The sequence below is a fragment of the Pseudomonas antarctica genome (genome assembly GCF_900624995.1).
Taxonomy (GTDB): Bacteria; Pseudomonadota; Gammaproteobacteria; order Pseudomonadales; family Pseudomonadaceae; genus Aquipseudomonas; species Aquipseudomonas antarctica.
Genome location: NZ_UYXQ01000020.1, coordinates 1 through 14,586 on the forward strand (window position 1 = coordinate 1; position 14,586 = coordinate 14,586).

15 protein-coding genes are annotated in these 14,586 nt (G+C 54.0%); 13 read left to right on the forward strand and 2 right to left on the reverse strand.

Annotated features, from left to right (window positions below; translation table 11 throughout):
• The 7 genes from E0F99_RS13650 to E0F99_RS13680 all read left to right on the forward strand — a co-directional run.
• Positions 1-284, forward strand: a 284-nt coding sequence (locus tag E0F99_RS13650) for a ribonucleotide-diphosphate reductase subunit beta (RefSeq protein WP_207303086.1), incomplete at its 5' end; no start/stop codon positions are given.
• A 109-nt stretch (positions 285-393) separates the two neighbouring features.
• Positions 394-1,623 (forward strand): SIR2 family protein, encoded by a 1,230-nt coding sequence (locus E0F99_RS13655; protein WP_083357141.1) that lies wholly within the window; start codon positions 394-396, stop codon positions 1,621-1,623.
• Positions 1,616-3,394: an ATP-binding protein gene (locus E0F99_RS13660; protein WP_165447615.1), complete on the forward strand. Its 1,779-nt coding sequence runs from the start codon at positions 1,616-1,618 to the stop codon at positions 3,392-3,394. Before E0F99_RS13655 ends, E0F99_RS13660 begins: the two co-directional genes overlap by 8 nt.
• Positions 3,395-3,604 carry a KTSC domain-containing protein gene (locus tag E0F99_RS13665; RefSeq protein ID WP_083357140.1) on the forward strand — a complete coding sequence of 70 codons (210 nt, stop codon included), beginning with the start codon at positions 3,395-3,397 and terminating at the stop codon, positions 3,602-3,604.
• 389 nt (positions 3,605-3,993) lie between these two features.
• On the forward strand, positions 3,994-4,524 hold the full coding sequence (locus E0F99_RS13670; RefSeq protein ID WP_083357139.1) for a BRO-N domain-containing protein: 531 nt from the start codon (positions 3,994-3,996) through the stop codon (positions 4,522-4,524).
• Positions 4,525-4,623: 99 nt separating this feature from the next.
• Positions 4,624-5,337, forward strand: coding sequence for an HNH endonuclease (locus E0F99_RS13675; RefSeq protein ID WP_083357138.1), 714 nt, complete (start codon positions 4,624-4,626; stop codon positions 5,335-5,337).
• 70 nt (positions 5,338-5,407) lie between these two features.
• Positions 5,408-6,052 (forward strand): HAD-IB family hydrolase, encoded by a 645-nt coding sequence (locus E0F99_RS13680; protein WP_083357137.1) that lies wholly within the window; start codon positions 5,408-5,410, stop codon positions 6,050-6,052.
• A gap of 240 nt (positions 6,053-6,292) precedes the next feature.
• Here E0F99_RS13680 and E0F99_RS13685 read toward each other — a convergent pair whose 3' ends face one another.
• Positions 6,293-7,252, reverse strand: a complete 960-nt coding sequence (locus E0F99_RS13685; protein ID WP_083357136.1) for a LysR family transcriptional regulator — start codon at positions 7,250-7,252, stop codon at positions 6,293-6,295.
• Positions 7,253-7,480: 228 nt separating this feature from the next.
• Between E0F99_RS13685 and argH the strand changes: the two genes are divergently transcribed.
• The 6 genes from argH to E0F99_RS13715 all read left to right on the forward strand — a co-directional run bounded on the left by argH (position 7,481) and on the right by E0F99_RS13715 (position 13,917).
• Positions 7,481-8,908, forward strand: coding sequence for an argininosuccinate lyase (gene argH, locus E0F99_RS13690; protein WP_083357135.1), 1,428 nt, complete (start codon positions 7,481-7,483; stop codon positions 8,906-8,908).
• Positions 8,909-9,014: 106 nt separating this feature from the next.
• The gene (locus E0F99_RS13695) at positions 9,015-9,893 is read left to right on the forward strand and encodes an amino acid ABC transporter permease (protein ID WP_083357134.1); all 879 of its coding nucleotides are present in this window, start codon (positions 9,015-9,017) and stop codon (positions 9,891-9,893) included.
• A gap of 24 nt (positions 9,894-9,917) precedes the next feature.
• Entirely contained in the window at positions 9,918-10,682 is a 765-nt protein-coding gene (locus tag E0F99_RS13700) for an amino acid ABC transporter ATP-binding protein (RefSeq protein ID WP_083357133.1), read from the forward strand.
• A 25-nt stretch (positions 10,683-10,707) separates the two neighbouring features.
• Positions 10,708-11,529, forward strand: coding sequence for an ABC transporter substrate-binding protein (locus E0F99_RS13705; RefSeq protein WP_083357132.1), 822 nt, complete (start codon positions 10,708-10,710; stop codon positions 11,527-11,529).
• Positions 11,530-11,695: 166 nt separating this feature from the next.
• Positions 11,696-12,871 (forward strand): MFS transporter, encoded by a 1,176-nt coding sequence (locus tag E0F99_RS13710; protein ID WP_083357131.1) that lies wholly within the window; start codon positions 11,696-11,698, stop codon positions 12,869-12,871.
• A gap of 92 nt (positions 12,872-12,963) precedes the next feature.
• On the forward strand, positions 12,964-13,917 hold the full coding sequence (locus tag E0F99_RS13715; protein WP_083357130.1) for a hypothetical protein: 954 nt from the start codon (positions 12,964-12,966) through the stop codon (positions 13,915-13,917).
• A 36-nt stretch (positions 13,918-13,953) separates the two neighbouring features.
• On the opposite strand, the gene E0F99_RS13720 is transcribed toward E0F99_RS13715, so the two are convergent.
• Positions 13,954-14,577, reverse strand: coding sequence for a DUF6933 domain-containing protein (locus tag E0F99_RS13720; protein WP_239557360.1), 624 nt, complete (start codon positions 14,575-14,577; stop codon positions 13,954-13,956).
• Between the last annotated feature and the right edge of the window lie 9 nt (positions 14,578-14,586).

Genomic DNA, 14,586 nt, shown 5'->3' on the forward strand with positions numbered 1-14,586 from the left:
AAGAAGCGACCCAGATGATCCTGCAAGGGACGCAGCTGGAGATTGAATATGCTCGCGATACCATGCCGCGCGGCGTGTTGGGCATGAATGCGGCGATGATGGAGGATTACCTCAAGTTCATCGCGAACCGTCGCCTGTCGCAGATTGGGTTGAAGGAAGAGTATCCGGGGACGACGAATCCGTTCCCTTGGATGAGCGAGATTATGGACTTGAAGAAAGAGAAGAATTTCTTTGAGACTCGGGTGATCGAGTATCAGACGGGTGGTGCGTTGAGCTGGGATTGATGATACGGTAAATTTGTTGTAGATCGCGCTTTACCTGGGCATGGATGTTGGGGTAGCGAAAATAGAGACCCCGCCATTGCGGGGTTTTTCTATTTTATAAGGACATCCAGTGAGCGAGTCAGTACACAACCCTGATCAATATATGTTCGGCTTCCGTCAGGCAATTACTAACGGAAAGAAAAAAATTGGATTGCTTTTAGGGGCCGGAGCTCCATTTAGCATAAACATTGGCGGGGACGGTCCTTGGCAACCGCTGATCCCGAACGTAGTAGGCCTAACCAAAACGATCAAAGAAAATCTTGAAAGAGACGACTTAACAGTCTTCAACCTAATAGAAGAGTCAATACCGGATAAGAACTTTGAAAAAGTCCTTTCAAAAATAAGAACTCTCGCAGACGTCATTGGTAGCTCTACAGTCCACGATTACGATAGTAAAAAATTCTCACAACTAACCGAAAATATCTGCAACGCCATTAAACAGGTGGTGAACAAGGACTTACCACCTGGAAAAAACCCATACTCCGAATTAATATCTTGGATAAATGGAATAAAAAGAAGATACGGCGTTGAAATATTTACCACCAACTACGACTTGTTATTAGAGCAGGCACTTGAGAGAGTTAAGACGCCCTACTTTGATGGCTTTAGCGGGTCAAGAAACGCCTTTTTCGACCCATCAAGCATTTCACGAAATGACCTTCCTCCACGCTGGGTTAGATTATGGAAGCTGCATGGATCCATAGGCTGGGAAATTAGTGAAAATCAGGAGGTGATCAGACTACCATTTTCAACTAATACAAATATGGTCTACCCATCCCATATAAAATACGACCAAACCCAAGCTGCTCCATTCTCTTCACTATTTGAAAGATTTAAAAATTTCCTGAATGAAAGCGACACACTCACCATAGCATCCGGTTTCTCCTTTGCTGATGCGCATATATCTTCAAAAATAACTGAAAGTCTTATAGCCAACCCATCAACTGCACTATTTGCGTTTCAATATAACAACTTAGAAAAAGAACCGCACGCGCGTGAAATCGCATTCAACTGCCCCAACTTCAGTTTATTCTGTAGAGACGGCGCAGTAATAAACGGAGTAGAGGCACCTTGGAGGACAGGAATATTACCCGCAAAAAACTGGCAATCCATAAGAGATGAGTATTTTAAGAATAAAGAATTTCAGCTCGGCGATTTTAATGCGCTAACCCGCTTTCTAGCAACAGCAGGCGGTGATTTTGGATTTGAGATAGAAAACCCAATCCCCGCCCTAGTAGAGGAACAACAACCCGACCTCGATTTCCAACTGCCTGTCGTAGATGAGCCAAAAAATGATTAATAACCCGACATATATGGGCAGCATAAGCTCAGTTTCCAGCTCATCTATAATAGTAGAACTCGCGGAATCAATGGAATCAGGAATTATAATAATTGAGGGTAAAAACTACAGAATCGGCCAAGTCGGAAGCTTCGTAAAGATACCTATTGGTTACAACCAGCTTTTTGGTGTCACCTCAGAGTCAAATGAATCATCTGGCAACGAAAATGAAAATATAATATCCAAAGGTCGACGATGGATAAAAGTTGAATTAATAGGCGAAATGATAGGTGGGGAATTTGATCGAGGAATTAGCGAATATCCAAGCATTGGAGATGATGTACATGTTGTAGTAGATAGTGACCTAAAGAAGATTTTTGGATTATCCTCAACGGGTCAATTTACCATCGGCAAGCTCTCAAGCTCAGATGGCATTGACGTGAGCTTAGACTTAGACAAATTGGTTTCTCGCCACTCGGCGATCCTTGGATCTACAGGCTCAGGTAAGTCAACCAGCACAGCCTCCATCATCAGATCGCTCGTTACAAAAAACGAAGCAATACGGTTGCCGTCCTCCAGGATTTTGTTAATAGACATTCATGGAGAATACGAATCAGCCCTCGGAGATATAGCAAAGGTATTCTCTGTTCTTCCCGACAGCAAAAACCCTCTTTATATCCCATACTGGTGCGTGTCACCAGAGAGCCTACTGGAATTCCTATGCGGAAACTTAACAGAAAGCCAGAAAACTCAATACTTAGATAAAACAATTGATGAAAAAAAGCTTTCCATAAAAACAAATAAAATAAAACACACATTAGAAGAATCAGTCAACACACTCTCCCCCTTACCTTATCGAATTAAAAAGATCTGGCACGAACTATATTACGATGACACCGTAAACTGGCAGGAGAAAGAACATATAAGACCCGCATGGGCTGAAAACGGAGAAGGAGATGCGGAAAAACTACTTCCTCCACGTTTTCTACCGCCGGCAACAGGAGGAGCCGCTCCCTACAAAGGAGGTCCGGGATCAATGAAAAGACAGTTGGAGCTAATGAAATCCAGACTGCTAGATTCGCAGTATTCGTTTCTATTGAACCCTGGCCCCTGGTGCCCCGATAAAAATGGAGTTATTGCTAAAGATTTAGACCAATTACTTACGGACTGGTTAGGACACGACAAGCCCATTACAATTTTAGATCTCTCGGGAATGCCTTCCACTCGCCTAAGCTTACTACTTGGCTCTATCCTAGATATACTTTTTGAATCATCGATATGGGGGAAAAACCTTAATACAGGCATGAGAAAACGCCCTCTACTGGTAGTACTCGAGGAAGCCCATAGATACTTATCAAACAAAGAAGATGGGCTAGCAAAACAAATGGTCCAGCGTATCGCAAAAGAAGGCAGAAAATTTGGTGTCGGGGCGATGATAGTGAGTCAGCGACCTTCAGAAATCGATGAAACTATTTTATCTCAATGCGGAACAATTATTGCCTTGCGAATTAACAACTCTACTGATCGTAGCATAGTAAAGTCTGCAATGTCAGAAGGTCTAGCTGGCATCATTGACTCCCTCCCTATACTACGAACGGGTGAAGCTATTATAGTGGGCGAAGCCGCAAAACTTCCAACAAGATGTCGTATTAACATACTTCCTTCAAATAAGTATCCAAACAGCAAAGACCCAGAAGTCTCTAGCAATTGGGCGAAGGATAGAGCCATAGAGGATTATGAACCACTAGTATCGGCCTGGCGAAACCAGGTAATTAGAAAGGAAGAAAAATAAATGGAAAGAACTCCAGTAAGCTCCAGCAATATCGCGAGTGTCGGGTACGACACTGCTACCTCCTCACTTCAAATTGAGTTTCTTAGTGGAAAAGTCTACGAGTATTATGACGTCCCGGAAAGCGAATTCGATGGATTGGTAAATGCCGGATCCCCCGGGGGCTACTTCCACGCGAACATAAAGAACGTTTACAGCTACAACGAAATCTGAAACGTTACAAAAAACTCAGCGACAAATTCAATTTAGCTCCGCTCTCTGTCTTGACCGAAACCCTGGAAGCCAATAGGCTTCTAACCCGGTGCCTAAGAAACACCTCACACAGCGGACTGACCGCACCCGACAGTAGCGGCTTTTTTGTGCCTACGGTTTTCCCGTGGGCATCGAAAATCTCTGTTATGCCGGGAGTGGGCTAATACAAGACCCGAAAGGGGAATATGTCCGGCCCTCTGTGTGGGGTTTCTTAACTCCCGGCACCCAGCCCTAAGAAAGCTGACATCACACAGAGGTAATGGAAATGCCTAGAATTTTCACCTTCCTTGCGAAGGCTATCTACTGCATAAGAACGGTCCTTCAAGCACCTCTGATAAAGGCGGTGCGCCATGCATGATCCCTTCTCCCCTACTGTCTTCACCCGCCAAAACCTCCCATTGCACGCCCTCCTTCTGGAGAACCAACCGTGGTTCTGCGCTCGCGATCTTGGGCGCTTAATGGGGTGGTTCCTAGATGAGCGCACGACTCGCAAGCTCGATGAAGACCAACGAAGAACTGTAAAACTGCTGTTCCACGGTCAGCCCGAAGAAATGCTGATGATTAGCGAATCCGGTGCTTACGCGTTGTTGGTCTATCACTACACACCAGGAAATCGCCTGCTACGTAGCTGGTTGACTCATGAAGTAGTTCCGACGTTGCGGGACGAACGCCAGCCAAGGACGTTGGAACGCCCATTGTTGAGCATGCTGGACTGGCCGGAGATGTCGTTGAACCTGCTGCATTGGCAAGACGAAGGCTGGATAAGGCTTCGGGATATGCCGTATTTACTGGTTAATCGGACCTACCAGAGGAAGTCAGCAAAGATTTCGTGGTGGCGAAAGCTCACCCAATTTTTCCGAATGAAGCCGCGAATGTACTGACGCAAACGAACGGTAAGTCCCACCGACTCGTAGGAAATTTCGTAGACGCAATAATGGCTACTCAGTATCGTCCGAGGGTTTTCTACCCTCGGCGGCTGTATGGATACGAAAAAAAGTAATACCGGATGGAGCGATCAGGAGCTTGAAGCGTCCGTCGATAGCTATCTGAAAATGTGGACCCTTGAACGAACTGGTCAAGCCTTTAAAAAATCAGCTGAGAACCGGTTACTGCGAGAGGGGCCACTCAACCTGCGCAGCGCTTCGTCAATTGAATATCGCATGCAGAACATCTCTTCGGTATTTGAACAGCTCGGTTTGCAACGTGTCACTGGCTATATGCCTGCGAAAAACATCGGTGCCGGAGTTAGTGAACGTATTCGCAAAATGCTAGCAACAAAACCAGGCCTGCACTCTGAGCCTGGTCTGGCGGCCGAAGATAAACCACTGCCCGACGAGCGCCCTACCCTTTCTAAGCCTTTCCTTGTAATCGAGCCACAAGGCGTTCTGAATCCGCGGCAGTTGTTCACTGTCAGTCTTTCTTACGCACGCGCAGAGCATGTACGAAAGCTGGTACTACAGTTTGCGAATGGGGTCTGCGAAGGTTGCGATTTGCCAGCGCCTTTCGCCGGAATTGATGGCCAGCCATTTCTTGAAGTACATCACGTCAAGCACCTCGCCCAGAAGGGTTCGGATCGCACGACCAATGCTGTAGCCTTGTGCCCCAATTGCCATCAGCGTTGTCACCGGTCGAGTGACCGGGATGCTTTCACCGAGACGCTTTACGCCAAGATCGGAAGATTGGCACGGGAGTAAACTCCTGCTGTCACACCTGATGCACGCTTAAAAAATACTAGATAGGACCGAGGCCACCGTGAACCCAGACATGCTCGAAGCCGGCCCTGTAGACGCCAAAGTACTCTCCGTCTTTGACTTCGACGGCACCCTGACTCACCACGACAGTTTCGTGCCCTTCCTCAAGTTTGCCTTCGGCACCGGCGAGTTTTATGGCCGGATGACGAAGTTGGCGGTGCCTGGGCTGCGCTTTTTGCTGCGGCAGATCAGCCGGGATGAGTTGAAGGCGCAGTTGATCCGCACCTTTATGACGGGGGTGGAGAAGGCGTGGGTTCAGCAGCAGGCGGAGGCGTATTGCCAGCGTACTTGGAGCAAGCTGATGCGCCCGACTGGGTTGCAGTCGGTGGCGGATGAGGTGAAGTCCGGGGCGCAGGTGACCTTGTGTTCGGCGTCGCCGGCGTTGGTGTTGCAGCCGTTTGCGAACCGGCTGGGGATCAAGTTGATTGGCACTGAGCTTGAGGTGGTCGACGGGGTGTTGACGGGCAAGCTCACGGGGAATAATTGCCGCTGTGAGAACAAGGTGCTGCGGCTTGAGGCGGTGTATGGGGATTTGGGCGAGTATCGGCTGCGGGCCTGGGGCGATACGCGTGGGGATCGGGAGTTGTTGGCCGCGGCGCAGGATGCGCATTTTCGGCATTTTCATTCGAAGAAGAAGCAGGGCAAGTTGCAGCGGTGATGCGGGTGGATGGGGTGGGCAGGTGGACCGAGTCGATCCCATCGCTGCCTCGCTGGGGCTCGATAGCTCCCAAATTTTGAGCGGTGCCAGATGGATAGCGCACTAGCATGGGGTGCTGGGGGGCGATGCAGATGGATGGGTTCGGCAACTGGACCTAAGTGATCCCTTCGCAGCCTCGCTGGGGCTCGACAGCTCCCACATTTGAGCTTTGTCAGCCTGTTGATCGGTGTTCGGCGGGGGTTATGTCGCGGCCTTGAGGTCTACGCCCAGGGCTGTTGCGAAGGCTTTTACCATCGGGCTTCTTGGCGCGTTATGGCGCAGGATCAGGTTGAAGGCGGTGCTCAGGTGAACCTGTTCCGGGCACAGTGCGCGCAGGCGCCCTTCCCTGACCAGTGGCGCGGCGTAGTGTTCCGGCAAGAAGCCTAAGAAGCGGCCGGTGAGGATCAGGATGGCGACGGCTTCCACCTGTGAGGCCGAGGCGGACTGGCTGTCGTAGGTGACGAAGTTGGCTTTGTCGCGGTGGATCGCATACCGGTGGTTGACCACTTCGTGTTGGCGCAGCACCTCCGGCGTAATATCGCTCGCGTTGAACAGTGGGTGTCCTACGGCGCAGTAGGCGTGGGCCTTTTCTTCGTATAGCGGGAAGTAGTCGAATTCTTCGCGGCGTTGGTACACCGGGACGATGCCGACAATCAGCCGCCCTTCCACCACACCGCGCTCAACTTCGTCCAATTGCGAGGCCTGTAGGCGCAATCTAATTTTTGGCGATGCGCTATGTAATTTCCCCAACGCAGTAATCAACGGTGAATTAACGTCGGAGACGGTGTTATCAATAACGCCGACACTAAGGTCACCAATCAGCTCGTTTTGCGCCGAACTAAGCTTGTCTCTGAAACTGTCCACCGAGGTAAATAACTCGATGGAAGCTTGATACACCAACTTGCCTTCTTCGGTCAGGCCGAAGCCTTCGCGGCCCCGTGTGCACAGGCGCATGCCGATGCGGATTTCGAGGTCGGAGATCTGTTTGCTGATGGCCGCCAGGCCCACGTTCAGCTCGTTTTGCGCAGCGCTGAAGCCGCCGGCTTCGACCACGGCCATGAACACGCGCAGTAATTTGAAGTCCAGCCCGCTCAGTTGCAAAGGCGGTCGCGTGCCGGGTTTTGGCGGCATGTTTCCAGAAGTGGAAAGTGGGGTTTCCATAATACGCGTTGACCTCAAGTGCCCTATTCAACAGGCTTCAACCCAATCCTTGAACATCGCCAGGCGGCGATAATGAACATAAACATCCGCCCTTGGCAACCTTGAATATAGCGGCTTGAACAGCACACAGAGGCTGATTTAACACCCCGCAAAACCTGGCACTGCGATCAGGACTTTTTACTTTTTGACTGCCTCCGACTCTTCTAAAAACAAGCGTGAGGAATACCGATGTCCCAGCCCACCGACCGCCTTTGGGGCGCTCGTTTCAAGACCGGTCCGTCTGCTGCACTGGCCGCGTTGTCGCGTTGCCCTGAGCGCTATTTCCGCCTCACGCCCTACGACCTGGCCGGCTCCCGTGCCCATGCCCGTGAGTTGCAGCGCGCCGGCTTGCTGGATGAGTCAGAGACCCTGCGCACCCTGGAGGCCCTGGACCGCATCGGTGAGGACTTCGCCGCTGGGCGCCTGCATCCAACCCTGGATGACGAGGACGTGCACACCTTTATCGAACGCGTATTGACCGAGCGCCTGGGCGCCTTGGGCGGCAAGTTGCGCGCCGGGCGTTCGCGTAATGATCAAACTGCCAATGATCTGCGCCTGTTCCTACGCGACCATGCGCGCACCATCACCACCGAGGTGTTGAGCTTGCAGCAGGCGTTGGTGGAGCAGGCTGAACAGCATGTGGAGAGCATCTGCCCAGGGTTTACCCATTTGCAGCAGGCGCAACCGATTGTGTTTGCCCATCATTTGCTGGCCCACGCGCAGTCGATGTTGCGCGATGTGCAGCGCCTGGTGGATTGGGATGCGCGCACGGCGTTGTCGCCGTTGGGCGCAGCCGCAATGGCAGGTTCAGCAATTGCGCGGCAGCCAGAGCATTCGGCCAAGGAAATGGGCTACACCGGGCCGTGCGAAAACTCTATCGACGCCGTCGCCAGCCGTGACCATGTGGCGGAGTTCCTGTTTGTGGCGGGCATGCTCGGGGTGAATATTTCGCGGCTGTCGGAGGAGTTTTGCCTGTGGTCGTCGCGCCAATTTCGCTGGGTGGTGTTGGACGATGCCTACGCCACCGGCAGCTCAATCATGCCGCAGAAAAAGAACCCGGACATTGCCGAACTGGCGCGGGGCAAGGCTGGGCGTTTGATTGGCAACCTGACCGGGTTGATGTCGACGCTCAAGTCGTTGCCGCTGTCGTACAACCGCGATTTGAGTGAAGACAAGCACAGCGTGTTGGACAGCGTGGACACCTTGCTGTTGGTGTTGCCGGCGATGGCGGGGATGGTCGCGACCATGAAGGTGCAGGTGGAAGAGCTGCGCAGGCAAGCGCCGATGGGCTTCACCTTGGCGACTGAGGTGGCGGATTGGCTGGCCACGCGCGGTGTGCCGTTTAAAGAGGCGCATGAAATTACCGGCGCGCTGGTGCAGGCCTGTGAGAAGCATGAGATTGAGTTGTGGGAAGCCTCGCCAGCGATGTTGGCGGAGGTGGATGCTCGGCTGCTGCCTGAGGTGCGGGACTGCTTGACCCTGGAGGCGGCGATTGCGGCGCGCAGTGGTTGGGGCGGCACAGCGCCGGATCGGGTTCGCGAGCAGATTGGGCGGTTGAAGGTGGCGTTGGCTGAGCAGCAAAAGTGGGCTGAGGGTTATCAGGGGTTTCGGATTTAAGCCTGGGCCTTTGTGGTGAGTTTGCTGGCGCTTTCGCAGGCAAGCCAGCTCCCACATTTGGACCGTGTTTTAACAGTTGGATCGAGTACAGCAGTGGAGTGACACCATGAACCAAACCCCGGCGGAGCGCTTGGAAGCCGAGCGCAAGTTGTCCGAGAACCAGTTCGATATCACGCAGTACGAGCACGTGCCGCGTCGTTATTACGGGCGGATGTTTTTTGCCACGTTGATCGTGATCGCCCTGGCCGCGTTGTTGCGTGCCTTTGCCAATGGCCAGATCGAATGGTCCTACATCGGTCAGTTCCTCACGTCGCAGGCCATCCTGTGGGGCCTGGTCAACACCATCGTCATGTCGATTCTGGCGATGGCGCTGGGCGTGGTGATCGGCGTGATCACAGCGATCATGCGCATGTCGGCCAACCCGATCCTGCGGTATGTGGCCATCACCTACACCTGGCTGTTTCGCGGTACGCCGCTGATTCTGCAACTGCTGCTGTGGTTCAACCTGGCGCTGATTTTCCCGGTGATCGCGATTCCGGGCCTGTTCAGCATCGACACCTTCGACCTGATGACGCCGTTCGTGGCCGCCCTGCTCGGCCTCAGCATCAACCAGGGCGCGTACACCGCCGAGGTGGTGCGCGCCGGTTTGCTGTCGGTCGACACTGGCCAGTACGAAGCCGCCAAGTCCATCGGCATGCCGAGCCTGCAGGCGCTGCGTAGGGTAATTCTGCCGCAGGCGATGCGGGTGATCATTCCGCCTGTCGGCAACGAGTTCATCAGCATGGTGAAAATGACCAGCCTGGCCAGCGTGATCCAGTATTCGGAGTTGTTGCACAACGCACAAAACATCTACTACGCCAACGCCCGGGTGATGGAGCTGCTGATTGTGGCCGGCATCTGGTATTTGGCCGTGGTGACTGTTCTTTCATTGGGTCAAAGCCGCCTCGAGCGTCGTTTTGCCCGCGGCGCCGGCAAGCGTTCGTAAGCCTGGGTTGAGGAGATTTGCCCCATGAGAAGCATCGTCAAGGCCGTCAACCTGAACAAGTATTACGACGAGTATCACGCGCTGCGTGACATCAATATCGAGGTCGAGCAAGGCGAGGTCATGTGCATCATCGGCCCGTCCGGCTCGGGTAAAAGCACGCTGCTGCGGTGTGTGAACCAGCTGGAAAAAATCGACAAGGGCGGCCTATGGGTCGACGGCGAACTGGTGGGTTATCGCGTCGTCGGCAACAAGCTGCATGAGATGAATGAAGCGCAGATCGCGCGCCAGCGCCTGGCAACCGGCATGGTGTTCCAGCGCTTCAATTTGTTCCCGCACATGACCGTGCTGCAGAACATCATCGAAGGCCCGGTGCAGGTGCTCAAGCGCTCGCCCAAGGAAGCCATTGAAGATGCACTGGAACTGCTGGCCCGCGTAGGCCTGGCGGACAAGCGCAATGCCTACCCGGTGGAATTGTCCGGCGGCCAGCAACAGCGTGTGGCCATTGCCCGCGCGTTGGCGATGCGCCCCAAGTTGATGTTGTTTGACGAACCCACGTCAGCCCTCGACCCGGAGCTGGTAGGCGAAGTGCTGTCGGTGATGCGTGATTTGGCCACCAGCGGCATGACCATGATCGTGGTCACCCATGAGCTGGGCTTTGCCCGCGAAGTGTCCAACCGCATGGTGTTTATGGACGCCGGTCAGATTGTGGAAGCCGGCAGCCCTGAAGAAATTCTAATAAGCCCACAAAACCCGCGTACCCAAAGCTTTATTTCTGCCGTTCGCACTTAACTAAAAAACTAACGAGAACGCCCCCATGAAAAAATTGTTTATCCCAACGTTGCTCGCAGGCCTGATGGCCTCCACCTGTGTATTCGCGGCATTGCCGGCGGCAATCAAGGAAAAAGGCGAGATCAGCGCGGCCATTGTGCCGAACTACCCGCCGATGGATTTCAAGGACCCGGCCACCAACAAACTCACCGGTTTTGACTTCGACCTGGGCAACGCCCTCGCCGAGCGCCTGGGCGTGAAGATCAAGTGGCAGGAAACCGGCTTCGAGCAGATGCTCAGCGGCCTGACCACCAAGCGCGTCGACATCGTGCTGTCGGGCATGACTGACACCGCCGAGCGCCAAAAAGCCGTGACCTTCATCGACTACTTCACCAGCGGCCCGCAGTTGTACACCCTGGCCAAGCGTGAAGACCTCAAGGCATTGACCGACCTGTGCGGTAAAAAAGTCGGCACCAGCCGCCGTACCACTTGGCCGTCGGAAATTGCCGCGTGGAGCAAGGAAAACTGCGAAGCGGCGGGTAAGCCGGCGATTGTGGTGATCGGCACCGAAGGCTCGGCGGATGCACGCGCGCAGTTGCAGCAGAACCGTTTGGATGCGGCGATGCAGGGCAGCGAGACCATTCCTTATTTGATGTCGTTGGATAAGGGCAAGTACAAGCCGGTGGGCCTGGCGATTTCCAAGCAGTTCACGGGGCTGGGGATTGAGAAGAGCAATACTGAGCTGGTCACGGCGATCAGTGAGGCGTTGCAGGGCATGCTTGAGGATGGGACGTACGGCAAGATATTGAAGAAGTGGGACCTGGAGCAGGGTGCAGTCCAGAAAATCAGCATCAACGCCGGCCAGTAACTCGATCTAACTGTGGGAACGGGCTTGCTCGCGAATGCGCTGGATCAGCCAGTAAATTTGGCACTGACACACCGCATTCGCGAGCAAGCCCGCTCCCACATCTATGATCTGTGTTCACATTTGAATTGCGTTGTCTTGGAAAAATAAAAAGGACATCCGCCCCACCGTGGCCACCTACTCCCTGGTAATCCGCCGCCTGATGATCTGCTCGGTGACCATCGTGGTCAGCCGCGCCATGACCAGTCCCTTGCTGGCCTTGCTGCTGAGCGCCCGCCTGGGCCTCAATCAACAGGACATCGGGCTGCTGATGGGTATTGCCGTGTTCATCGCCACACTGCTCGGCCTCTACGGCGGCTACATCATTGACCGCCTGGAAAAGCGCAAGCTGCTGATCCTGGCCATGCTCTCCAGCGCCATCGGTTTTCTGTTGCTGACCTTTGCCAGCAACCTCTACCTCACCACCTTGACCCTGGTCATCACCGAAGCCGCCTCGGCGCTGTTCCTGATTGGCTCCAAGGCCATCATCAGCGAGAACCTGCCGGTGGGTGAGCGCGCCAAAGTGTTTTCCCTGCGCTACACCTTGACGAACGTCGGCTATGCCACCGGCCCGATGGTCGGTGTAGTGATCGCCGGCCACATGCAACTGGCGCCGTTCCTGATCGCCAGTGCCATCGCGTTTGGCAGCCTGTTCCTGATGATCGGCATCCCGCCCACCCTACGGGACGACAGCAACAAACCCCTGAGTTTTCTGAGCACCCTGCGCACGTTGCGCAGCGATCGCACGCTGATCCTGTTCACCAGTGGCAGTTTGTTGAGCACCATTGTCCACGGGCGCTACACCCTTTATCTGTCGCAGTTTTTGCTGGTGGCCTACAAACCGGCCGAGGCGCTGAAGATTCTGTCGGCGGTGCTGGCCTGCAACGCCATTACCGTGATTTTGATGCAGTACCAGATCGGCCGTTTTCTCAAGCGCGAGCAACTGCGCTACTGGATCGTGCTGGGCACGTTGCTGTTTATCGCCGGGCTGATCGGCTTCAGCCAGGCGCACAGCTTGCTCACGTGGTGCCTGGCGATGTTCGTGTTCACCTTGGGCGAGATGATTATCTACCCCTGCGAGTTCCTGTTTATCGACACCCTCGCCCCGGATGCGCTGCGCGGCAGTTATTACGGCGCGCAGAATCTGGCGGCCTTCGGTGGCGCGCTCAGCCCGGTGATTTGCGGGTACCTGTTGATCAATGCGGCACCGGTCAGCATGTTCTATGCCCTCGGCGCACTGACCGCCGTGGGGGGTACTTTGTGTTTCTTGAGTGGACGGCGTGTCGCCAACACGCCTCATATCTAAACGTGCGAGCAAGCCCACGCCCACATTTTTGATCTCCATAATGGCGAAGTTTTGCGTAATATCCAGCAACTCATCTCACGGACCCGAGCCCCATGAAATTCGACACGGCCTACAGCCTGAGTCTCGACGACAAGCTGTCGATCTATGACGTACGAGACCTGAATTTCGACGAAACCAGCCCTTTCGACTCCGACAAGGACAGCTTCTTGTGCCCCAACGACGAATGCCGCGCAGCATTCGATCCGGGCAATGCGCTGAGCACCTTCAACGCGAAAAACGTCAACTACCAGCGCACGCCGCACTTCAAGAACAAGGCCAGCACCCAGCACATTGACGGCTGCCGCTATGCCAGCACGCATAAGACCGCGACCGGTGAAGGTGATGACCAACGCGAGGAAAATTTCCCATCAGAATTTGTACTGACGCGGCGTCAATACGAACGCAACACACCGGTGGTTGGCACCCAAGTCAGCGTCCCACTAGATCCAACGAAAGTGCCTTCAACTCGCACGAACTCATCCCATAGCACCAACGACACCACCCCGGACAAAACCAGCGTGTTCGCCCACCCGGTGGAATGCTATGTGTCGAATATCGACGACAAAGACACGCTCAAGGCCATGCCGCTGAAGATCGGCGAGCACACCGCGACCTACTGGGCGTTTTTCAAGAAGATCGAATACCTGCAAGACAACAAAGGCCTGATCTACTGGGGCAAGATCAAAGCGATCAAGGACTACACCAGCAGCTTTCGCATCGACTTCGAAAAGAAGGTGTGGCTCGACAAGAAGCCCTATTCGGTCAACGTCTACCTGAGTAAAAAACTCATCGAGAACTACCGCAAGCGCAAGGCGTTCCTGGAGCAGATCAAGGCAGCGGTGGACAGTGAACGGGCATTGTATTGCTTCTTCTACGGGGTGACCCCGGAGTTGAAACAAGTGCCGAGCAAGAAAAACCCCGAGCAGACCTTCGGGGTGTTCAGCGCGAATATCGAGAACCTGGACCACCTGATCATTCGCGAGGCGCCGGGGCTGCAAGGGCATTAAGGCAGAGAGCGTGACCGATGGGTTTGCCGATATTTTTCACGTGGCTGTTGAGCGTTCGCAGCATCCCCCCCCCACTGCCGTCAACCAATAAATCAGCATTTCTTCCTCGGGCCAGCCATAACCCTTTAATCCTGTAATGGTTCTGGGCGTCCGGTTAATGGTCGCGTCATAACGGCGGGCGCTCCAGGGTTGCGTCACAAAGTCGAAATCTTCGGCATCCCCGTTGAAAATACGCAGGATTTCGTTGATTTGCCCTTGACTGCTGCGGTCGCCGCGCTGGACCAGGCGATAGGTGTTCCCCAAGTCGCTCAATAGCCGGTCATACGCCTGTGGTTCGATCATATCCAGTACATCACACTTCAAGGCCAGGTCCATGACACCATCGATCCAGCGATGGGTAAATGCTTGCACAAAGCCCGCGTGGTCGGCCTTCTTCATATCGAAGAACAGCATGCTGTAGCGCGTTTTCAAGTGTGTCACCACCAGCACATGCTTACGCTTAACCGTCGCGGCGTGGACCAGCCACTGGTTAGGGTCTGCGTGTAGCCCTTCAGCCTCGGCACTTGGAATCGGCGGCTTTTCAACTGGGGTTATTTTTTTCCCTTTGTGAATGCGGCTGAAGAAGTCGCAGGCGGTCTGCGAGCAATTGAATGTCAGCACGCTGTGCTC

Coding starts and splice junctions, on each gene's coding strand:
- E0F99_RS13660 (WP_165447615.1), top strand. CDS start 1,616: ATGATTAATAACCCGACATATATGGGCAGCATAAGCTCAGTTTCCAGC.
- E0F99_RS13665 (WP_083357140.1), top strand. CDS start 3,395: ATGGAAAGAACTCCAGTAAGCTCCAGCAATATCGCGAGTGTCGGGTAC.
- E0F99_RS13670 (WP_083357139.1), top strand. CDS start 3,994: ATGCATGATCCCTTCTCCCCTACTGTCTTCACCCGCCAAAACCTCCCA.
- E0F99_RS13675 (WP_083357138.1), top strand. CDS start 4,624: ATGGATACGAAAAAAAGTAATACCGGATGGAGCGATCAGGAGCTTGAA.
- E0F99_RS13680 (WP_083357137.1), top strand. CDS start 5,408: ATGCTCGAAGCCGGCCCTGTAGACGCCAAAGTACTCTCCGTCTTTGAC.
- E0F99_RS13685 (WP_083357136.1), bottom strand. CDS start 7,252: ATGGAAACCCCACTTTCCACTTCTGGAAACATGCCGCCAAAACCCGGC.
- argH (WP_083357135.1), top strand. CDS start 7,481: ATGTCCCAGCCCACCGACCGCCTTTGGGGCGCTCGTTTCAAGACCGGT.
- E0F99_RS13695 (WP_083357134.1), top strand. CDS start 9,015: ATGAACCAAACCCCGGCGGAGCGCTTGGAAGCCGAGCGCAAGTTGTCC.
- E0F99_RS13700 (WP_083357133.1), top strand. CDS start 9,918: ATGAGAAGCATCGTCAAGGCCGTCAACCTGAACAAGTATTACGACGAG.
- E0F99_RS13705 (WP_083357132.1), top strand. CDS start 10,708: ATGAAAAAATTGTTTATCCCAACGTTGCTCGCAGGCCTGATGGCCTCC.
- E0F99_RS13715 (WP_083357130.1), top strand. CDS start 12,964: ATGAAATTCGACACGGCCTACAGCCTGAGTCTCGACGACAAGCTGTCG.